At 48.9% G+C, this 20,901-nt stretch carries 15 protein-coding genes and 3 pseudogenes; 10 read left to right on the top strand and 8 right to left on the bottom strand.

Translation table 11 applies throughout. From position 1 onward, the window contains the following. The first annotated feature begins 241 nt into the window (after window positions 1-241). Window positions 242-1,090 carry an SDR family oxidoreductase gene (locus tag AXFE_RS15140; RefSeq protein ID WP_052606792.1) on the top strand — a complete coding sequence of 283 codons (849 nt, stop codon included), beginning with the start codon at window positions 242-244 and terminating at the stop codon, window positions 1,088-1,090. A gap of 201 nt (window positions 1,091-1,291) precedes the next feature. On the opposite strand, the gene AXFE_RS15135 is transcribed toward AXFE_RS15140, so the two are convergent. After that, window positions 1,292-1,483 (bottom strand): hypothetical protein, encoded by a 192-nt coding sequence (locus AXFE_RS15135; protein ID WP_052606791.1) that lies wholly within the window; start codon window positions 1,481-1,483, stop codon window positions 1,292-1,294. A 145-nt stretch (window positions 1,484-1,628) separates the two neighbouring features. Here AXFE_RS15135 and AXFE_RS15130 point away from each other — a divergent pair, with 145 nt between their 5' ends. Beyond that, the gene (locus AXFE_RS15130) at window positions 1,629-2,255 is read left to right on the top strand and encodes a class I SAM-dependent methyltransferase (RefSeq protein WP_052606790.1); all 627 of its coding nucleotides are present in this window, start codon (window positions 1,629-1,631) and stop codon (window positions 2,253-2,255) included. A 54-nt stretch (window positions 2,256-2,309) separates the two neighbouring features. On the opposite strand, the gene AXFE_RS15125 is transcribed toward AXFE_RS15130, so the two are convergent. Next, entirely contained in the window at window positions 2,310-2,507 is a 198-nt protein-coding gene (locus tag AXFE_RS15125) for a hypothetical protein (protein ID WP_052606789.1), read from the bottom strand. Window positions 2,508-3,227: 720 nt separating this feature from the next. Between AXFE_RS15125 and AXFE_RS15120 the strand changes: the two are divergent. Then, window positions 3,228-3,668: pseudogene (locus AXFE_RS15120) on the top strand (IS1634 family transposase); the annotation flags it as partial. A gap of 484 nt (window positions 3,669-4,152) precedes the next feature. Here AXFE_RS15120 and AXFE_RS15115 read toward each other — a convergent pair. After that, on the bottom strand, window positions 4,153-4,485 hold the full coding sequence (locus AXFE_RS15115; RefSeq protein WP_052606787.1) for a DUF3024 domain-containing protein: 333 nt from the start codon (window positions 4,483-4,485) through the stop codon (window positions 4,153-4,155). Window positions 4,486-4,822: 337 nt separating this feature from the next. On the opposite strand from AXFE_RS15115, the gene AXFE_RS18680 reads away from it, so the two are divergent. Continuing rightward, window positions 4,823-5,302: a glutaredoxin domain-containing protein gene (locus AXFE_RS18680; protein ID WP_082058813.1), complete on the top strand. Its 480-nt coding sequence runs from the start codon at window positions 4,823-4,825 to the stop codon at window positions 5,300-5,302. Between the two features lie 320 nt (window positions 5,303-5,622). Here the strand turns inward: AXFE_RS18680 and AXFE_RS15105 are convergent, their stop codons facing one another. Continuing rightward, complete coding sequence (locus AXFE_RS15105; protein WP_160291891.1) at window positions 5,623-6,213, bottom strand: RloB family protein; 591 nt, start codon at window positions 6,211-6,213, stop codon at window positions 5,623-5,625. A gap of 23 nt (window positions 6,214-6,236) precedes the next feature. Next, the gene (locus AXFE_RS15100; protein WP_052606785.1) at window positions 6,237-7,331 is read right to left on the bottom strand and encodes an AAA family ATPase; all 1,095 of its coding nucleotides are present in this window, start codon (window positions 7,329-7,331) and stop codon (window positions 6,237-6,239) included. Between the two features lie 1,741 nt (window positions 7,332-9,072). Here AXFE_RS15100 and AXFE_RS15090 point away from each other — a divergent pair. The 5 genes and pseudogenes from AXFE_RS15090 (at window position 9,073) to AXFE_RS15075 (ending at window position 13,369) form a co-directional block, all read left to right on the top strand. Then, entirely contained in the window at window positions 9,073-9,348 is a 276-nt protein-coding gene (locus AXFE_RS15090; protein WP_152626139.1) for an SHOCT domain-containing protein, read from the top strand. Window positions 9,349-9,440: 92 nt separating this feature from the next. Next, the gene (locus AXFE_RS20125) at window positions 9,441-9,593 is read left to right on the top strand and encodes a hypothetical protein (protein WP_160291890.1); all 153 of its coding nucleotides are present in this window, start codon (window positions 9,441-9,443) and stop codon (window positions 9,591-9,593) included. A 33-nt stretch (window positions 9,594-9,626) separates the two neighbouring features. Beyond that, the gene (locus AXFE_RS15085; RefSeq protein ID WP_052606782.1) at window positions 9,627-10,151 is read left to right on the top strand and encodes a hypothetical protein; all 525 of its coding nucleotides are present in this window, start codon (window positions 9,627-9,629) and stop codon (window positions 10,149-10,151) included. A gap of 218 nt (window positions 10,152-10,369) precedes the next feature. Beyond that, a pseudogene (locus tag AXFE_RS21645) lies at window positions 10,370-10,723 on the top strand (cupredoxin domain-containing protein); the annotation flags it as partial. Beyond that, window positions 10,706-13,369, top strand: a pseudogene (locus AXFE_RS15075) (heavy metal translocating P-type ATPase). The pseudogenes AXFE_RS21645 and AXFE_RS15075, both read left to right, overlap by 18 nt. 217 nt (window positions 13,370-13,586) lie before the next feature. On the opposite strand, the gene AXFE_RS15070 reads toward AXFE_RS15075, so the two are convergent. Further along, window positions 13,587-14,150 carry a hypothetical protein gene (locus AXFE_RS15070; protein ID WP_152626138.1) on the bottom strand — a complete coding sequence of 188 codons (564 nt, stop codon included), beginning with the start codon at window positions 14,148-14,150 and terminating at the stop codon, window positions 13,587-13,589. A 3,223-nt stretch (window positions 14,151-17,373) separates the two neighbouring features. Here AXFE_RS15070 and AXFE_RS15055 point away from each other — a divergent pair. Next, entirely contained in the window at window positions 17,374-18,354 is a 981-nt protein-coding gene (locus tag AXFE_RS15055) for an aldo/keto reductase (RefSeq protein ID WP_052606776.1), read from the top strand. Window positions 18,355-19,096: 742 nt separating this feature from the next. On the opposite strand, the gene AXFE_RS15045 is transcribed toward AXFE_RS15055, so the two are convergent. Continuing rightward, the gene (locus tag AXFE_RS15045) at window positions 19,097-19,495 is read right to left on the bottom strand and encodes a low affinity iron permease family protein (protein WP_052606774.1); all 399 of its coding nucleotides are present in this window, start codon (window positions 19,493-19,495) and stop codon (window positions 19,097-19,099) included. Window positions 19,496-20,291: 796 nt separating this feature from the next. Beyond that, on the bottom strand, window positions 20,292-20,901 hold a 610-nt coding region (locus tag AXFE_RS15040; protein ID WP_160291889.1), incomplete at its 5' end, for a transposase.

Here is a 20,901-nt window from a genome sequence, read left to right as displayed (position 1 = left end):
TGAAGAACTGGCCCAAAAAAAAATGGACTAGCAGAATTGCTATTGCGGTCGCCGAGACAACAAGAGTATTTATCCAGCAGCCACAAAAACAACATTGACAAGGGTTTCGACTAATCAGATCGTTCTATCATGGCGCCCAATATAATCCCAAGATAATCCTCATAGAAGACCACAGCAGGTTTAGGCGCCCAGTGGCAGTCCAGATACATCCTACATAATCCAGGAATGAATAAAGGCGACGATGATCCCTCTGAATGAAAATCTAAAAGGCAAAACCGCGGTCATTACCGGTGGTAGCGGCGTTCTCACTAGCGCTATGGCCAAAGAGCTTGCACGTCACGGAACAAATATTGTGATTTTGAATCGAAACAAAGCTACAGGCGAGTCAATCGTGGCGGAGATCGAACAAAGAGGAGGAACCGCCATTGCGATCTCCTGTGACGTTTTAGATAAAGATAGCGTCAAAGCGGCAGAGGCATTGACTCTATCGATGTTTGGTTGTTGTGACATTTTAATAAATGGAGCGGGAGGCAATCATCAAGATGCCACTACCTCGGATGAGGTCCTAAGTGAAGCTGACCTTCTCGATGTGAATTCTCGAACATTATACGACCTTGAGATCGAAGGGATCGAGCGCGTAATCAATTTGAACCTACTTGGAACGATTATACCTTCTCAGGTTTTCTCAAAAAATATGATCGGTCTCAATGGCGCCACCATAATCAACATCTCATCGATGAGCGCATATACGCCACTTACTAAAATTCCTGCTTACTCTGCATCCAAAGCGGCGATAAACAACTACACCGCTTGGCTTGCGGTCTACCTATCAGAGGTCTCAATTCGAGTAAATGCAATAGCACCTGGTTTTTTCCTAACAAATCAAAATCGCAACCTACTTATGCAAGAGGATGGGTCGCTGACCCAAAGGTCTAAAAAGATTATCGATCACACCCCTATGAAACGATTCGGCCTGGCCGAAGACCTCCTCGGCACTCTTATATGGCTGGCTGACGACAATCTTTCGGGCTTTGTCACCGGTGTCACAATACCGATAGACGGAGGTTTCATGGCCTACAGCGGAGTTTGAATCAAGCAACGAGCCCCCAAAAAATTGGAATTTATACCAAAAGACCCAGAGTTGCTGGGAGATCGCTATTTAGCTCAGGCCAATCGTAACTAATCCCAGGTCGCCGGCAGTAAGGCATTAGTCGCATTTGAAAACAGCCCATCAATCATCGAGCCTGGCCCTTCATTAACAGTTCCCCAATCGATGTGGAGCTTGTCGACACTACAACGACTGAGGAGCCGCCCAGTTCCCGATTGGCACATAGTTCGTCGGCGCGCTCATCGCGGCTTGGCTTTGTCGATCGGTTGAGCCATACCTGTGACAGCCAAGTGGGTGGACATCTTTTTTATTTGGCAAGAGAGCTTCGATCGCGACCCGGATCGTATTTGCAGCCTCCGAGTCAAGTGCATGCATAATGGTATCGCCTGCAATGGTATTGGGTTTTTGTATAACCTACATTTGCCCAGAAAAAAGTCAATTACCGATAGATGTTATCTTCGGCGCCTAACTATCAGCTCATAGGTACACTGCCTGTCTGCGCGGCCTCTAACCTAAAGAGATGACTAATCAACCAAAAGCGTCCTCCGTCCCGCGCTGGTTTACCGACCACCAGGAAGGCCATTCCGAGTGGTACATCGAGCGGTTCCGCAAAATGGCGGCCGACGGCGCCGACCTGGATGGCGAGGCAAGATTGATAGATGCACTGGTAGCCCCCCACGCACGGATCCTCGACGCCGGCTGTGGTCCCGGCCGGGTAGGCGCAGCTCTCTTTCGGCGGGGCCACCAGGTCCTGGGCGTCGATGTCGACCCACTGCTAATCGATGCTGCACGGCAAGATCACCCCGGCCCGACATGGTTGGTGGCGGACCTGGCGGAGCTAGACCTAGCAGCGATGGAACACCCCGAAACCTTCGACGGGGCCGTTCTCGCCGGAAATGTCATGCTCTTCTTAGCGCCGGGCACCGGCGCTCAGGTGCTCGGTCGGATAGCACGGCACCTTCGCTCGGACGCTCCTATCGCAGTCGGATTTGCCCTGGATCGCGGCTACTCAATCTATGACTTCGATATGGACTTGGCACTTGCCGGGCTCACGGTAGAGCATCGCTTTGCCACCTGGGATATTCGCCCTTGGACAACTTCGTCCGATTATGCCGTCAGCGTGCTGAGGACCAGTGCAGGCGGTTGAGACCGATTACCCTACCGCGGAGTCGCTACGGTCGAAAGACCGCACAGTTCAAGCTCAGTCCTGGGTCAAATCGCCAACAACCGGAGTCGACGTAAGGAATTTTTCAGAGATCGGGGGATCAAGGATCCACGGGGCGCATTCAAGACCTGCCACGGCAGCATTCAAGACTTTCGAAGTGCAATGACCTACGGCCAAGATCGCGAACGGACCACGCTTGGAATTGAGCGCCGAGCGCACCTTTGGCGTCGACACAATGCTCGCCGATGAACGTCAAGTTGAAGTACTTGTCGAGAGTGTTTCCAGAACGTCCACGGTCACCCTTCAGCGTCCAGATTTGTTGGCCGGACAATGTGGGAGTTCGGATTTAACGGTGGCTAGGGGTCAAAGGTTCTTTTAACGAAGTCGATTTCACAGTGGTAACGGCGTTCTATCAAAAGGCGATTCCTACCGTCACGCGATGAAGGAGCTTCTGTGAAAAAAGTTTGTCGGTTAGGCACGGCTCAGCAATGAGCTGTAGCTAACCCGCCACGCAATATGACGCTGGGCCTCCAAAAGGCTGACCTTAACGGAGTAGATCCCGAATCGTCTCTGTAGCCTTGTCAACTACCATACGACGGCCATTATAGGGTTAGAGGTTTCTTATCGCCAGATCCATAAACACTGCGATATCAAGAGATAGGTCAGCAACGATGCTCTTTAGGCGACGGTTCTTTAGATTCAAGTCCAATGAGTAAGCTTCGCTTTAGTCCCCTTCATAGCGGCGTAGGTACTCTTACCAAGATGCCGAGTCGTATCGGTAACTGCAGCACCTTAGGCTTTTTTAACAAAGCGACGACGTCACTATGGTTGCACCTTCGTTGAGCATCTTGTCCCCTTCGACGATCTTCTTGCGCACCTGTTCTGGGGTATGCCTTTGCGACTTCACAATAATTTCCTCCATCTACATTATGGATACAAAGCTCACATTGGTATCGGATCATCCAATTGGGAGCCTACGTAATAGACACCAGCCATAGCGAGCTAGATGCAGGTGAGATCTGGAATATCTATACGACTCTCACTAAAGTAGAAGATGCCTTTAGATCCCTCAAGAGTGATCTTGGACTTCGACCGGTCTATCATCAACTAGCTAGCCGAACTGCTGCTCACCTCTTCATCTCAGTACTTGCCTATCACCTCCTTAGTGCTATTGAGCTGACCTTGAGGCAAAATAACGATAAGAGAAGATGGTCAACCATTAAAGAGCAACTCAACAGTCACCGCCGAGCCACCATAGTTCTTACATCAGATAAAGGCGTTGTCTATCACATCCGCACTAGTGGTGTTCCTGAGCCGGTTCACAAAGAGATCTACCGTCTCTTAGGAGTTAGTGATCCCCTTAAACGGATCAAGACCATTGCGACGCATTTGTAGTGTCCCAACGTAAGACCACATACTCAACTAGCTGGGAGAATAGGTTGATTTTTGGAAAGATGGGTCATGAGAATTTGCGTAGAATTGCTGATGCTCTAAGTAGGCTAGCCTGAATCGATTGGGCCGCAATTGATAATCATTGCAGCTTCCCATTACAAGCACGAGAAAGTCCCCATCAAAGATGGCTGGGTCAGCTTTTGATTCTCAATAGTCGATGCCTGATTATTTCGATATTGCATCCTAAAGGATCCAAAAAGATCCAGAGCTAATTCACATATTAACCAAAGTGGAATCTATCGCCTTAAATCAGCCAGTGGGTTCAATGAACCTTCCCCAAGCTAGATGGCCGCTACGGCCATTGAGACCAAAATGGTTCAACATATTGAAGTTTGCTTCCTCGCCCATGAAGGATAGAAACTACCGCAGCGCTCATCTTTGTACCCTCAAAAACCCGAAGGGTCGAATTTTGACCAACTGCGCGCTCTCAACCCCAAAAGATACAGGTAACGTCTTCATCGATTGCCGCCAACATCTCATCGAGCGTACCGGCATCGACAAGGTCATATGGATTCCACTTGTTATTACGGTCACGCCAGAAAAGCGACCACTTACCGGTAGAAACATTGACGCGAAGGCGAGCAACTTCATGCTTCGTCCACTCCGTAAGCGACTCACGCCAAGGCGCCCGACACTCAACGATTGTAACCGTATTGCCTCTGACTGACGACTCAACCCGCACTTGGTCACGCGCCCTAGTTGGCACTCTTTGATCGCAGTACCGATTAATTTTGAAAAGCTCAAATTCCGAAACAGCCATACTTCAAGCTTAGATTGTGGGCATTAAAACCAAGAACTATGATGATAGTGAGATCCCTAGATCGCAATCGCCATGGACAACTCGCAAATTCCGCTCAAAAAAACATCCAGAGGTGAAATTGGTTCCAAGGGGACCAAGCCGGGACAATTGCGTAACCCGATCTATAGCTCAAATTCGAGCCAAAAATGGCAATCCGGAACTCCCATAGAGGCGATTTCAACCGTAGCGTAATATTTCGCGCCAAATCAAACGATTAAAATACAACATATTAGGTACAACAAATAAATCTATAAACCAATACAGGGAATAATCAAGCTCAACCCGGGCTTTGCATGACATGTCTAAACAACCTCAATTGACTCTTTACTGGCGTCAAGGATGTCCATTTTGCTCATCCCTGCGACGAGAACTCGCTTTAGCTGGCGTTTCCCTTAGCAAGGAAGTCAACATCCGGAAAGACCCTCTGGGAGCGGCATTCGTACGACAAGCCGCCGGGGGAAACGAAACCGTCCCGACGCTTGTGATCGACGATGTGACTCTAGTAAATCCAAGCATTTCACAGGTTGTAAACGCCATAGGGCGCGCTCACCCCGACTTCGTTCCCAACAAGCCTCTCGATCCCGCGCCAAAATTCTGGCTACGTGGGATTCAGCTAGGTACGGTTGCAGTCCTAATAGTGGTGAGCTTCATAATTGAACGCCAGATCAACAGCACCGCATCGTATGCGGTCGATATAGCAAATATTGCGATCTACCAATTATTCAATTGGCTGCGACGTCGCAAGGTAGTCACCTACTCAGTTAAGGCTGACAGCTAAGCCCTATCCTTTTTGGCTACCCTTCAATCTTCAATCTTCGCGGCTTGGAACAGCGCTTTGTGGTCGGCAACGTCAAAAATACACCAAATCTCATCAATTTCACCATCGTTGCTGTCCTGCGAGACAAGTGCGAAATTTCAGATCCATGAGAATTTAAGCTGGGATTTAGATGAGCAATTAGGCGCAGATACTCAAACTTCGCATTCCAATAAAATGAGATCCTTGACCGTCTGTATTGGATTAAATTGAATCATGTGACACCAATTTAGATAATATAGCTTCACGCAATTGCCCGCAATCGATCCTAAACTTCTACCACGTTAAAGGCGTGATACCAACCGATACATTCCCGAAGATGGGTTATTGTTGGGGAGCTCTGAACCATTCTGGTCGTACATCTGATCGAGCCTCTCACTATGTTTAATGGCAGTAGCAAGGCGTGGTAGATACAGGTTGGGATTAACCTCTTTGCCTTTGGAATTATCGAAAACCATTCGGATATTGGATGCCTTTGAGCAATTCAGCGTACTGCGATGATCACAAAAGTGCAGGATTAACCAAAGTTCGAAGCAAGGATTCGAAATCGCGAGTTCAATATTGTTTTCTTTCGCAAGCTTGATAGCTTGGTTTATCGTTTTGTGATCATCAACGTCAAAAACACACCAAATCTCATCAATTTCACAATCGTTTCTTTCTGCAAGCTTAACCGCCTTTGAAACCAAATTCAAAGGTGCAGAATCACCGGTTCCAGAAATTACCTTCAAATCAACTACAGAAGTTTTGCTACCTAACCTCCTAAGCGCATTGAGATAGATAGGTTCGGTTCGTGCTCCTTCACAAAAGACCACAAAGGTCCTTTTCGGCTTCAAATCTCCGACTTTACGACCTAGACTACCTTTGTCAGCTCTCATTCGATTGGATGCCGCCTTAGCCATTAATCCGAGGACGCCACAGGGCCAAGTAAACGAAAAAACGCCAATTGATCGAGATATGGAATTCCACCAAATCTCCCTTGGAGATATGCCTTTTCTAGATTTAACGACCTTCGAACCATGTCACCGCTGAATTCAGCCAAAGCTTTCAGAGACGTTGATCCATTTGCACCCTTCTCGGTAAACCACACTTCATCGCGATTTAGATGATTCGACAAACTAGTGTCATGAGTCGTAAAGATCAACTGTGCATTGTTAGGATTAGCAGATGGATCCTGAAATAGTTCAACAAGTCGCGCCGACAAGTTCGAGTGAAGGCCCGCATCAATCTCATCTATAATTAGAACCTGACCAAACTCAAATGTCTTCAAAATTGGACCAATGAGAGAAAACCACCTTCGCGTTCCTTCTGACTCCTCTGCAAAATCAAAAGCAAGCTCCTGTCCTGGTGCTCCATGAATTAATTTCAATTGCTTCCCGGGGGCATTACTGCGTAGCCGTGGCGTATTAGGAAGATCCTCAAGCACATTCTGCGGTATTTGCACCTCGATGATTCCAAGATCCGCAAAGCGCAATAGGGCCATGGCCATCTCTCGAGACGTGAATCTTCCGGGAACAATGTCATCAAATAGGGATTGTGTTGCGATCCCGTCGCCCTCTTCGAAGATTCTCTGAGTGGATCGATGCCATGTTGGCCTAGAGAATCTGCTCGTATTCCATGAAACGTTCCCGACGAATCCGAAGCCCGAAAGTGCACTAGCGAACGAAGAAATTTCCCGAACCTGAAGCTTTGCAGCTATAGAAAGGACCATCATGGTATTAGTCAGCAACTCTCGGATCCCAGATAATGAAGTAATCCCACGCCGTAGTTCCAATTGACCACCCTCACGCCTAAAAAGGAGTCGCCGCCGGCGCTCTGGATAGCTATACAGAGATTCAGCGCGAATACCATTGCGATCGAATTCAATTTGATAGACGTATCGAACTTCTTGCACCAACATCTCTACCTCGAATTTGGTCGAACTTATTGGTCCAGTTCCAAATCTAAACGGCTCATAGGCTATTTCGTCGTCCCAAAACCTTAGCGAAACCCGCACCGCGTTGAATAGCCAATAGAGCGCGTCGATAACGTTTGACTTTCCAGATGCATTAGGCCCATGATTTCGGCGGTCGTCAATACCACCTGTGAAATAGATTCGAATTTTCGCACCGCGTTACGATCTTCGTCGACGGCAATCACGAACAGTTCGGCGGGCTCGAAAATGGACCTGTAATTTGAGACTTCAAATCTAAGAAGCACATGCCACATGATGGCCGAAAAACTGCACTTAGAACCGCTATTTCGTCAAATAATTACGAAACCCCATCTAAAAATACAAAAGACCGAACAACAAATTCCAAAGCGGAAGCTGAATGGCTTAGCGTCATCTTTATGATCACTTTTGTGTGTATGAACGCCTTTTGATTCCCGCCAAAAGCAAGAGGATATCAATTAAAAGTGATGATGACTGCTCGGTCAGGTTCTGCAATAAATACAATAAACAGGGGTCAAAGATCAAAAACGACTCGAAGAGCGATCTTTGGGCGCCTTCCTTATAAATTTGAGATAATCGTCGGCAATATCGTTAGCTCGTGAACCCTTTACCCTGTCGTCAATCTGACCAGAAAACAATTCACCCGATGTGACATGAAAGTTCCAGAGATGATCAAAGTTGCGCCAAAGCAAGCACTTAGAGCCCATGAGAGACCCGGTTCTGCGTAATCTCTTCTTAAAATTAGATCACACGTTCGCAATGACAGATCTATCGATCACGATCTCAGTCGTAGCGTTACCTCTAGCGCAAACCCACAATGAACACGAGCTCTAATTCTGATCCTGGCGTGCTTTACAAAATGGCATCTTCATTTAGACGAGAAACCTCCAGGATGACTCAAAGTTCTCCCTGAGGTCGATGGAACATATCTATGCGAAAAACGCCAGAGGTAAAACATTCTCAATAAATGAGGTGAGGGACAAATTGATCGACAGTAACGACGAACTGTCGCAATTGGCAAAAAACGCAGAACCGATTCATTTCTGAAACCCCGGAAGGCTGATATTGAGCCAAACCTAATAACGGTTATCACCGAAACAGGTCTGCAGCGTGCGGAGTAAAATTAATGAGTCGCCTTCGCACAGATTGTCAGTATTGTATAGAGGCGCACGCCAGTAGCCACGACAGAGCGACCAACGGATCCCTACTCGATCCATAGAGAAGATTGAAGGTTCAAAGGCCTTTGTCGCTGAGACTTCAAATCAAAAGATCCTCCTTGTCTTCGCGAATAAGACAGCATCCTTCTCATACACCGTGACGCAGCGACTCAAAAGATGACTCAATGGAAGCTCATCCGTGACTTTCAATCTCGCAATTGACCCAACAAACTCAGCTCCCGTCCATATCGATCGTCAAATCTGGCTAGTTCAATCAAGTGATCCGGACTTCAGATTTAACGGTGACTACGGGCCACTAGTACATTTTATGAAGCTCGCATAGTCAGTATGGGTTTTCAGATGGCAGACCATTTCCGCAAAGGGCTAGTTTTCAAATGTCGGACCTGTTTCCAAATGTCGAGAGTTTTCATTTTCATATACCCTACAAACAAATGGTAGAAATCCTCAGCCAATGTAATATTGGCGGCCATGTGAATTTAGACAAATAGCCCGTAAAACAATTGGACCTTCGCGAAACGAGGGCCGATAATCGATGGGAGCGTGGACAAAAGCCTCTAATCCATTAGTAACTTCATAGCGATACTTAGCTTGAAAGCCCGAAATTTCGGGCCAAGGAGGTGGTCGTAATGATGTTCTGGTATGGAGGTCATTTGGTATTTTGGCAGGCGAGCCTAATGTGGGTCGCAATGATAGCTTTCTGGGGGTTAATTGCTTGGGCAGTCTATGTCCTGTTAGCACGAGCAACCCAGGGACCTGGACACGCGGATCATAGCCTCGAAGCACATCACACCATCGATCAACGCCTTGCTAATGGTGAGATCAACCTTGAGGAGTATCAAAGCCTTCACGAAGCGATCGGCCATAGAGAGCGCACCTCAATGGGTAGCGGAATTAAAAGATGATCGCAAACTCGCTGGCTAGGTGGTCAGCGAGTTTGTTTCGATCTCGAGGAGCCTTATCATGGTGCTGACTCGTTTATCACCGATAAAAAAAGATGAGAAACGACGAGTGGCGACTCCAAATCGTCATTTGGATCTCTTTCGCTCAAATCTACTCCACCCACGTAATGGCTGCACAGGAAATAGCGACAAAAGGTGCGACTGTACTAGGTATCGCTGCAGGAGGTATCAGCGATACCGCTCGATAAGGCGACCTGAGCTAAGAGATCGCTCCGACCACGATGAACTTCAACACTGACAGTCCTACAACGCTCGATGAGATCCCCAAGCTACCTGAGGCCTTCTTTATCTTGGATCTGGAGCACCTAGGGTATCTTCACCTATTGCCTCCCAGATATTACAGATGTGATGAAAAGTTAATTTTTGAAAAACTACAACCAAGAAAAGAGAGACGAGATGAAGCAATGGCGACAACTACCCAATCCCCATCGAGGCCAAGCCAAGATCTCGACCTCGGGGCCAACTGGTTGCGACCGCGAAGCATCAACATCACACCCGGCGATAAAATCAGTCGCGTGGCTATCGGCCTTGTGTCCATCATTTCCAGCGCTGTTCTCCTGACCTCTGCCGGGGGCGTGCTCTCCGCAGTTCTCAAAGTACTACCGATCGGTATGGTGCTCGATTTCGCTTTAGCCGATACGCTCAGCCAAAGCGCTTTGTATGCTAAGTGCGGTTGTGTTCCTGCCTCGTTTGGAAGGTCACAATTAAAGCTACCGTGGACATTAGAAAGCCAGGCGCCTCGATAGGCTACAGCCACCCAAATCATAGTAGCCATAGTTGGATGATGATCGCAAGCTGGGTCCCCATGTTCTTCATAGTGGTCGTGCTCTTGATGACAGATACCCTTGGCATCAGCTTCCTATTCGTTCCGCTCGCCTGCATCGCAGTGATGGTGATGACAATGCGCACATGGGCCACAAGCAATGGCAACATTTGACTATTTCAAAACAGAAAGGTACCGCAAATGAATATTAATGATGTCACGGTCCTAGCAGCAGACGTCTTGGTCGCAGGCGGTCTAGGTTGGTGGTTCTTTGGACCAAAGCATGTCACCGCTACCGACGTCGTCGCCGGAATCCAGACCGTGCGAGTCACCGTGCGAGGTGGGTACACCCCGAATCGAATTCTAGCTCACGCTGGCGTACCTCTGCACTTAGTCTTTGACAGACAAGAGTCCGGCGATTGCACGTCGAGGGTTATCTTCCCTGACTTTGGAGTCTCAGCTGAGCTACCAACATTTGGTGAGGCGAGCCTCGACTTTACCCCGGCTAGACCTGGCGAATACGGATTTGTATGCGGAATGAACATGATCCACGGGTTCCTAATCGTGGAAGACCAGGCCACTCAAGATCAAGGCGATACCCTAGAGACCACCGTCATTGACGCGACCCACACTGACAATGGCGCCACGAACGACAAAAAAATAGTAGTAACCGAAATCGCATCCAACAAAGACAAACAGATAGCCACCATAATCGTTGATGGTGGCTATCGTCCGGACAAGGTGGGAGCCCTAAGGGGACTCCCCCTCAGTTTGATCTTTGATCGACGCGAAGACGGAGCATGTTCGGATCGAGTTGTGCTTGCCTCCCTTGGGATCGACCTGGTGCTCCCAGCACATGAAAAGACCACGGTAGATCTGGGCGTGCTGGAGGTGGGAATCCATGAAATCTCATGCGGTGAAAACATGCTCCACGCCACTATCGAGGTAATCAACGACGATGGCAGTTGGACACGCGACGATCTTAAATCAGCGACCACCACGAAGATACCAGTCGAAATGGACATGGTCAAAAAGCCATCCCCTCCACCATCTCAGACACCGGTGATCGTTCCACCGGTAGTTCGCGACGGCTCAGGGCACCCAAGTGCTTCAGAATCCGAAGTCGATGAAGATTCTGAGGACGCGGAGCGACTGGCCGAGATCACCGACCTCTGACGCAGAGTTGTTATCGGAACCGTGCTTACCGTTCCAGTGCTCTTTGGCGTAATGACCAAAGACTTTCTAAACGCCACTTGGCTGCCGGGAATCTTTGTCAATCCATGGTTCGCTCTCGTATTAATCACACCGGTCTTTATCTACACTGGATGGCCGATCCACCGAGCCGGGTGGCTTGGTCTCGCGCATCGCAGCCCCGATATGAACTCACTAATCACCCTCGGAACTTTCGCCGCGTTCCTCTACAGCCTTACAATCACGCTCGCACCATCGATCGCACCAGTGCGCCTACGTGGCGTCTACTACGAGGAAGTTGGATTCATCTTAACCCTGATCCTCTTCGGACGTCTTATTGAGATCCGGGCCAAGGCTGGCACGGGCCAGGCCATCAGGTCATTACTCGGCCTCCAGGCGCGGACTGCGCGGGTCATTCGCGACGGGATCGAAGCCGAACTCCCCATCGAGGACGTGCTCCCTGGTGACCTCGTGCTCGTACGCCCAGGCGAAAAGATCCCTGTCGATGGCGAAGTAGTTGAGGGTCACTCAGCGGTCGACGAATCAATGGTGACCGGCGAGCCGATCCCGATCGAAAAGGATCTCGGCGCCATGGTAGTCGGAGCCACCATGAATGGCACAGGGTCGCTTCGGATCCGCGCGACGCGTGTGGGAGCCGACAGCGTTCTCGCCCAGATTGTCGAGATGGTGCGCCGTGCACAATCTTCTAGTGCTCCTATCCAACGCCTCGTAGATAAGGTATCATCGGTATTCGTTCCCGTGGTGGTCTTTAGCATACTAGCAGCCTTTGCGATCTGGTACATCGCTGGCCCCACGCCCGTGTTTACATATGCATTAATCACCGCGGTTACCGTCTTGATCATTGCCTGTCCATGTGCTCTCGGGCTTGCTACACCGCTCGCAGTAATGGTTGGCACCGGCAAAGCTGCTACTTCGGGAATTTTAATCCGCTCCGCTGAGGCACTTGAGACCGCTGGAAAGCTCGATACAATCGTACTAGATAAGACCGGCACTATAACTGCCGGCCATCCATCTCTAACCGATGTCGTTGCCTTCGGTGATACCAATCCCATGGTAATGTTGGGCCTCGCCACTGCTGCTGAAGCCGATTCCGAGCATCCCCTCGCCTCTGCCATAGTTGAAGGTGCAGCCAACAGGCATGCCGAGATGACCAAGGCTCAGAGCTTCGAATCGATAACCGGCCAAGGCGTGCGCGCCATCATCGACGGTCGAGTCGTTCTCGTAGGAAATGCCAGGCTACTCCAGGGCGCGGGCGTCGACGACTCTGTCTTCGCCGATCAGGCGAGAACGCTCTCTTCGAATGGCAAGACCGCCATGCTTGTGGCCATTGACGGCAATCCAGCGGGTCTTCTCGGGGTCGCCGACTCTATCAAAGAGGACTCCATCGAGGCAGTCGCAGAACTGCGACGACTTGGCCTTGAAGTTATCATGCTCACTGGCGATGCTCAACTCACCGCACAAGCCGTTGCACGACAAGTCGGGATCGACAAGGTGCTGGCCGAGGTGCGCCCTGAGGACAAGGCCGCAGAGATCGGGCGGCTTCAATCTGAGGGTCGACGAGTGGCGATGGTAGGCGATGGAATAAATGACGCCCCGGCACTCGCTAAAGCCGATGTGGGATTAGCCATTGGTACCGGGACCGACGTCGCTATCGAGGCCGCTGACGTAACACTGATGTCTGGATCACTAGCTGGAGTCTGCATCGCCATCGGCGTGTCAAGAGCAACAATGCGCAACATCCGACAGAATCTCACGCTCGCCTTCGGATACAATATCATAGGTATCCCGATCGCAGCAGGACTACTCTACCCGTTCTTTGGGATCGTGCTATCTCCGATGATCGCGGCTGCCGCCATGGCGCTCTCATCGCTGTCAGTTGTCACCAACGCCAATCGGCTACGCCGCCTTCGTTTCCCACAGAGCGTAGCTGTTCCCCACGAGGTCGGGGAGGCAAAGCCACGCCAAACAGACGCCACTGAGTCCGTTTGATCTCGGCAAATGACAATCACCCGTCCCATCTTCTCAATTCGGAATGGATAACGGTCACACTAGTTACCATGTAGTACTTCGCCCATTGGCCTCCACCACAAATAAGACAAAACATCCCTAGAGTGAAGGCCAATGGGGGCCAAATCGACCCCGGATTATCTGTTGAAAGGCGGTGCATTCTTCGGGAAGGCAATACGGCTATTCATATCAACGCCTCTTAGCCAACTGACGCAATCCTTGAGATAATCGAGCCGACATCAGGGAGTTCACTCGGCTCGAGCCGCTCGAGAGAGCAGATTTCATCCATGTAGTGATCTGGGTTCAAACTGCACTGTGACTCCGGTATGTTCACCTTAGCGTTGGTCAACATGCGTCGGTATTCACCGGCGACCTCCTGACATTGCAGTACTTCTACTACGGGTTCGCTGGATTCCTTCCCTTGTAGACGGCTTTCCCGTCCTCTGACTACTACGAATCCTCCGCCCCATCTCAAGGCCATCAGCCGACGGTGGGCCCGCCCGTCTTCGCACTGGATGTGCGAGAGCGAGGGCGACCTCGGAATGGTTCCCATGTTCACCATGTTTCCTTTGACAGGATGGGTGCCCAGCTCTTCCGCTGCGGCCTCGTCATGGTTACGCCGGCGGCCTTCACCATGACCTCGTACACTGGCGTCAATAGTCATTGCACGAGTTATCCCTCCTATTACATAAGAACGATACGCACCGCTGCCCGACCCATATCTACCAGATTTGGGGTCGGTTCCATGCTTAAGCGGGTTCAACCACTGGTTCACTTTCGTTACACCACATTGGCTTGTTAGCCGGACCTGCGCTGTCTGGTAGTACCAACTCGTCCCGTCTTTGTCAGCTCAGGGATCGATGGGACATGGGGATATCGTGCGCTGTCTGGTAGTACCAACTCGTCCCGTCTTTGTCAGGACTGCTTCTCTGTTGCCAGCAACATTAAATTGACCCAGGATCAGCAACATTAAATTGACCCACCCTCCAGTAAGACTTGTCTGTGGCACATTCAAAACCACCCAGGTGCAATCAAATGCTTCAAGGGCAGGACATTAATGAATTTAATTGAATTAAGATCACAAGGACACAGCTATCACGAAATATCTAAACTTGACGGTGTATCTAGGAATACTGTAGCTAAGTACGTTCGTGATGGAGCAATGTGCGAAACTAAACCACCTAGAGCGCCTAGGGGATCAAAACTTAGGTCCTCTATAAGGAGATGATTGATGGTTCCCTAAAAACTCGGTCTATCTAGCACTTAACACAGACTCCCTGTGGAGTAATAGGCCACTTCCGGATGACACGCCGTTAAAAATACCTACGGTTGGAATTGAAAACTGACAACCGACCTTGAGCAGCGAATGCACACGAAGCTACCTTTGTTTTCGATTTCTGATCGCACCCTGGGAGTTCTTCTCCGGGTAACACCAATGGTATGAGAGCCATAAATCATTACCGATCGGCTCCGGGTATCCAGAGCTGATCGCTATCAAACATAGTTATCAATCACGGCATCAAAATAATAATCAATGTTGGGTTCGATTAACTCAAGGTGACGATATCACCCACAAAAGAAGCCGGCTTGCGCCTTAGTTTTCCTGTAAATAGATACAAAGAAATCGTTCTCGCTTAGCTAGGCTGGCGCAAATGGATTGGGCGTTGGACGAATCAACTGATCCGAGGTAGCCACTGGATTGGCTTTATTGATTTAAGTAATATCGATAGGATCTATCTTTCTTAGGAAACGATTTAGCATCTTTAAGGGTTGATATCTTGGCAACAATTAGGAAATTAGAGTAATACAGCACCGCCATATAGCTAAAGGAACAATTACATGCCTGAGCTTGACTACTTTCGAATCTATTCTCGCTGAATTTCCAACACTTGTTATCAAACGTCGCACCACGGCCCTAACCCTAGCTATCTACCTTGCGACCCTATCTATATTGCTGGCCGCTACTTTCAAATGGAGTGATAGAAAGCCCCAGAAGAGATTGTAATTTTCAAAGAGAGCTCATTTAGGATCTGCAGGATACAGCGGTGACCCACACTGGCGTACCCGAATTCTGACAATCATTGCGATCGTCTCAGCGGTGAGTTACGTATCGGGTTCCGCTCACGAGACGTAGTTCGCCCGCGAAATTATGGGGGCTATAACTATTCTCGTTTTTATAGCATTGGAAATTATGGTCGAGTGAAATTAGCACCTCAGTACCATCGCATCATAAGAACCGTAGGACGAGTTCATCGGTCGCTCAATTAGCAAATCAGCTCTCTTTCGGTAGCTCAAGAGCTCTAATCAAAGCCCCTACGTCAACGCCCAATAACGAATAAACTGACCGTTGATCCCCAATAGTTGCCCCTCAGAACTGATCCACACCAACCCGGTGGAATCGATAAAATGGCTTTTGAAAACCAGACACTGCTAGAGATGAAATTAGTCAAACACCAAGCGGCCTTTGGTGGAAAATTTGCCAGTATCAGTTTCAATCATCATCTTCCAAATTGACCTGTCGTTTGATTTAGGAAGCTCGATTTGCCCATTTGAAGAGGTATAGTCAGTTACGGCTGGGCCAAAAGCTACCAGTCGCCTAAGCCCTATGGCAACCGAAGGTAACACGAGAACCCTACAGCCCTCGATCCTCCTGGCATCTAACTCTAAGCCCGGTGATTTCCTTGGTGATCAACTTAAATTACCTACTTCAGCTGTGCTCTTACCATTCATTCCCATAGCTCACTATGCACCTTGAACCTGCCACAAAAGGGCAATTGCGAGTTGATCGTTATGGTGCATTCGACGGTAACGAATTTGCTAGAAAGGGTTTCCTCCAAATCGATACCTCCGTAAAGCACTTTTCTGGAACAAAAAAGCCATTCTCACAATTGGATCGGAGAGTCACCTTCGTCTTGCAATGAGGATTATGACTAACTATGAGCTGAGAGTAGGGCTAAGGAGAAATACTGATTTAAATAAGTAGTTTTGGAATCAGGCTCGTTTATTTTTAATACTTTATTGAAAATTGCCAAGCCATGTAGCAACCGACTCTCCATTTAGGCAGCTCTCCCATTTAACGGCACTTCGGATTTAACGGTCGAGATCTGACACCGACGTCCAAAAAGAGAAGCAGCTTGCACGTGTGCTAATTTGTTTGCGAGGTACTGCTCGATGAGTCACCCGCGCAATAAAGTTCAGCTGTCTTTATTTATTAGATTGGCACAACTCACGGTAGCTCTCTATAGGCAACTGAGCTATCGTAATGGGTTTTATATCTCCAAAAACGAAGCGAAGCATGACGTTCTGATACTCTTGACACGGTTTTGCAAACGTTTGCCTAGGGCAAACTCGCCGCCATTTGCCAACCGCTTCGCCATATAACCGCTGGCTTCGCCACAGCCTAGCGCCTTTGTTTTGGCCCCAAAACTACTGAAAGCGATGCCTATCGCATCACCGAGCGGAATGAACGACAATGCTATAGCCTAAACATTAAAGGCATGCAAGTAATCAGGACGCGTAGAGGCAACCCACTAAAGTTGCTCCCAGCATTTAGGCGTGCCAAAATTTCAATTGCGCTCTCCCTTTAGTTGCAGCTATATCGATACGGCGCTACCGTGTCACAAAGTTGGTCTTGGCGAGGCTTGGCGATGGCGGGAGTCACCCATATCGTGAGTAATTATATTTTAAAGATATTACCTAAATCACCAGTTGGTCAAAGAGCTCAACTATCATCAAATATCTTGACTTTGGTGATCTCGGCATCATTTTTCGGCGCACTGACACCTACCCCACTGAACCAATTGACTCGCACGAAATTAGAGTCTCTCTAAAGCCCGAGCGGATCAAGCATTCTAGAGAGCTACCCATCAATGATTAGATGGCGAGGAAATTTAGCTTGTAAACTTAGGCGAATCACAATTGGAACGATTACACAGCGAACCTAGTCAGCTAAAAAGGATTCATTCCGCAGGACTATAATCAAAGTCATGGAAACACGCCGTCTTGGACGAACCAAAAAAAATGTATCGATTATCGGCCTTGGAACGTGGCAGCTCGGCGCCGACTGGGGCGATGTCACCAAGGAAAGTGCAACTGCACTCCTTGAAGCCGCATACGAAGGTGGGGTGACCTTTTTTGATACCGCTGACGTCTATGGCGATGGTCGAAGCGAAACTATAATCGGCGACTTTCTAGCCAAGATCGATAGAGAAACGATAACCGTCGCAACAAAGATGGGGAGAAGGGCATCGCAATCAATCGGAGAGTTCAATCGGAAGAATTTCGTCGATTGGATAGATCGATCTAGAACAAATCTAGGAGTCGATCGACTAGATCTCACCCAACTTCACTGTCCACCCGATGACGTCTACGATAGCGACCACATCTTCGATGAACTTGACTCCCTGGTGGAAGAGGGACGGATTGGCGCCTATGGAGTCAGTGTCGAAACTTGTTCCCAAGCCCTTCGCGCAATCTCTCGTCCCAACGTGGAAACCATCCAGATCATCTTTAATGCGTTTCGACTCAAACCACTTGACGAGGTTTTCGCGGCCGCTAAAGAAAACGGCGTTGGAATCATCGCGCGAGTACCGCTAGCATCGGGATTACTTTCAGGACGTTACAATTCAAAAACGCAATTTGCCCCCGACGACCATCGTACTTACAACCGCCACGGAGAGGCATTTGACGTCGGCGAGACCTTTTCAGGCGTTGACTACGAGGTAGGTCTAAGAGTATCGACGCAATTTAGCTCGCTTCAGAATGAGATTACACCCTCCAAAGCCGCTATCGCCTGGATAGCCTTCCATGAAGAAGTGTCAACTGTCATTCCTGGTGCACGCAATATTGAACAGCTGATGCAAAATATTGATAGCGCAAACCATTTGGAGGTGGGTAGATCTATCGATCGCGATGTACATGAGATCTACGACACTTTCTTGCGCAAAGCAATTCACTCTCGCTGGTGACCAAAGCAAAAAGAGCTAGTTGTAATTCCGACGCACACCATTTTGCTTCAAAGAATTCCCTAGCGACCAAAGGATCGAGAGTGCCAATTTCACCCGCTGCTGTGGTTACAGACGCAATGAATCATATAGATCGACCTAAGGTCAACCCTTGCCTTTCGTGGCATTTGTTTAGCCACAAGCGTACGCTTTGCAATCTAGTTTTATAAGTTGATTTTGCTCATCAGCGATCGAGGAAATTGACTCATCGGTACTAAAAAATCGACTAGTCAAATATCAACCACTGTAATTATCGACGGCCGACCTATCCTGTCTCCCACAAGTACGACCATCCAAAAACCGACCACTGATCGCTCTGCAATGGAGACTAGCGTACCTCTTTTGCTCTGGCTTATCCCAACCAAACTTTCGACCACTACCTCGCTTGGCCGACAGAAAAGAGTCGGCAAGCTGGTAACTTAATCTATCTGGTTCTAACGATTACAGCAAGTAAAACGAAAAATGCACGACCGACCAGGCTTAAGAATGAATAAATCGGTGCCGACCAATCAAATCCATGCAATGGTGCACCATCTTCAATCTTCAATCAAGCCTCAGTCTTTAGTCGAAGCACTATAGCTCACCAGGCCACCTCAATGAATAAAATCCACCGTTAAGCGATCCGATCTATCCTTTGCTTTAATGGGGGCCAAGCCAATTTACCATTCAAAGCAAAGTACTGTTGGACCCCTAGTAGCGATATTAGTTAGTATTCCGTATCGTCTCTAAAACCCCTAAGTGATTGATGCACGGAGATTTGCTCCTTCTCCCGGGCTCCGAATTCGTTCTCATCAGCACGTTCAATTTGAACGAGGTGGTCGTCCGCCGTTGGTATTGCACGAATGACCTCGTCAAGCTTGAGCTGGAGTGCCGCTAGACCTCGGTGTTCGGTGTGCTTGAAAGAAAACAGGAAAATCAACACCACACTGTTTGAGATGGTGGCAAAGGCTGCCTGCCACGACGTTGGGAAACCTTGGACCGCCAAGATAACATTGAAAGTTAGTAATACGATCACCATAACAACGGTGGCACTGACTCGCGAAGTAATTGCATCTAAACGCTGCAAGACTCGACTCATATTCTCGTGAAAAGGGGATAATTGCATTCAATTCCAATCGATAAGGATCAGGATCAGTGCTAATTAAATACAGCACTGCCTATTTGAATAAAGAGATTAACGAACTCAGAAGGCAGCGTTTGATCCTACTGCACCGGCCATGAGCAAATGGTTGTCATCAAGGAGAAATCTTGACCCACTCTGCCTACATCGTAGTGTCTTTGGGCAGCATTCGTTACACCTGGGTTCGCGGTATCGGAACGCAGTGACCTTTGAACTGGGCTTTAAAGACAACGTTTTGGAGAGGATTTCACTTTAAAACAAGTGAGATGGTTGATGGTTGCGCCCATCCAACTTCAGACGAGAGCTAATTCGATCTCCAATCCAAGCGACTCCAACTGGCCTCGCAAACATCCTTCAAAATCAATTCCATTGCATTGCATTGCAGATCCATCGAAATGTCCACCGGAGGGAAGCCGCCTCGCCATCTCCTAAATAGCATTTTTTCAAAACCACTCGCAATAACGAGCTACATATCGACATCTGCAACTTTTTATTTATGCAAAAGGGACATTGACTCCTCCCTTGCGCTCGGTTCTCCGATCAAACCTTCTAATTATTCAATCCAAGACAGCACCCCCGCGCCGTTTTGTGGATCTTCGGAAATAAGCGGTATTCCGGTACCAAGATCGACCAGGAATCGGCAAGTTATTGAGCGTTCTGAGGTGATTGGCCAGATTGAAGCCGTCATTCGGAGAGGTCTAGGCTACACAACCCGTGAACGGGTAAGAGGGGCCAAGGGGGTTCTCCCTGGTGTCTTACTTATTGGGTTGGTTGGTTCCTGTTACGAACCAAGTGCGCTAGAGATCTGCGTTGTCACCGGGGTAACAGTAGCTAGTAGTGACCAGTCAGGCTTACCAGCCGCCAAGAGCGCTCTGATTCTAAAGTTCGCAAAGTTCGTCATCCCAAAGGCGATGCGCTTAATCCGCTTAATGAGGTTGTTCATCGACTCTGTCGGTCCATTGGTCACGAAGGACGTGTGCCAGGCCAGGATCTCATCATGCCAGCTTTTCAAGGTTCTCCCAAGTAGTTGGACCTCGGGGGGTCGTTGGTTGTCGGTGAAGTCACTGATAAGAGCATCGAGGTGGTCACTAGCGAGTTTTGGGTCACGATAGGTATAGAGCTCTCGTAAGGACTCCTTGGCTCTCCATGCGGTAGCTACCTCGTTGTCTGGGTCACCTAGTTCAAGTAGGTGAGTAAGTTTGGCGTTGGCACCCTCGGTGAGTCTCTCCTTGGCCATAGTCAGGAGTCGCCGGATGCGATAGAGGGGATCCCCACCCCTGCCTCTGTGACCAAGGATGTTCTGTTGTACCCTTCTTCTCACCTCATCAAGGCGAGTGTTGGCCAGCTTTATCAGGTGGAATGGATCGGCTACCATGGTAGCGTTTGGTAAC

The sequence above is a fragment of the Acidithrix ferrooxidans genome, assembly GCF_000949295.1.
In the GTDB taxonomy this organism is placed as follows: Bacteria; Actinomycetota; Acidimicrobiia; order Acidimicrobiales; family Acidimicrobiaceae; genus Acidithrix; species Acidithrix ferrooxidans.
This window is presented reverse-complemented; position numbering and strand designations above follow the sequence as displayed.

What these genes read in the sequence shown, in the direction of transcription:
- AXFE_RS15140 (WP_052606792.1), top strand. Translation starts at nt 242, where the DNA reads ATGATCCCTCTGAATGAAAATCTAAAAGGCAAAACCGCGGTCATTACC.
- AXFE_RS15135 (WP_052606791.1), bottom strand. Translation starts at nt 1,483, where the DNA reads ATGCATGCACTTGACTCGGAGGCTGCAAATACGATCCGGGTCGCGATC.
- AXFE_RS15130 (WP_052606790.1), top strand. Translation starts at nt 1,629, where the DNA reads ATGACTAATCAACCAAAAGCGTCCTCCGTCCCGCGCTGGTTTACCGAC.
- AXFE_RS15115 (WP_052606787.1), bottom strand. Translation starts at nt 4,485, where the DNA reads ATGGCTGTTTCGGAATTTGAGCTTTTCAAAATTAATCGGTACTGCGAT.
- AXFE_RS18680 (WP_082058813.1), top strand. Translation starts at nt 4,823, where the DNA reads ATGTCTAAACAACCTCAATTGACTCTTTACTGGCGTCAAGGATGTCCA.
- AXFE_RS15105 (WP_160291891.1), bottom strand. Translation starts at nt 6,213, where the DNA reads ATGAGAGCTGACAAAGGTAGTCTAGGTCGTAAAGTCGGAGATTTGAAG.
- AXFE_RS15090 (WP_152626139.1), top strand. Translation starts at nt 9,073, where the DNA reads ATGATGTTCTGGTATGGAGGTCATTTGGTATTTTGGCAGGCGAGCCTA.
- AXFE_RS20125 (WP_160291890.1), top strand. Translation starts at nt 9,441, where the DNA reads ATGAGAAACGACGAGTGGCGACTCCAAATCGTCATTTGGATCTCTTTC.
- AXFE_RS15085 (WP_052606782.1), top strand. Translation starts at nt 9,627, where the DNA reads ATGAACTTCAACACTGACAGTCCTACAACGCTCGATGAGATCCCCAAG.
- AXFE_RS15055 (WP_052606776.1), top strand. Translation starts at nt 17,374, where the DNA reads ATGGAAACACGCCGTCTTGGACGAACCAAAAAAAATGTATCGATTATC.
- AXFE_RS15045 (WP_052606774.1), bottom strand. Translation starts at nt 19,495, where the DNA reads ATGCAATTATCCCCTTTTCACGAGAATATGAGTCGAGTCTTGCAGCGT.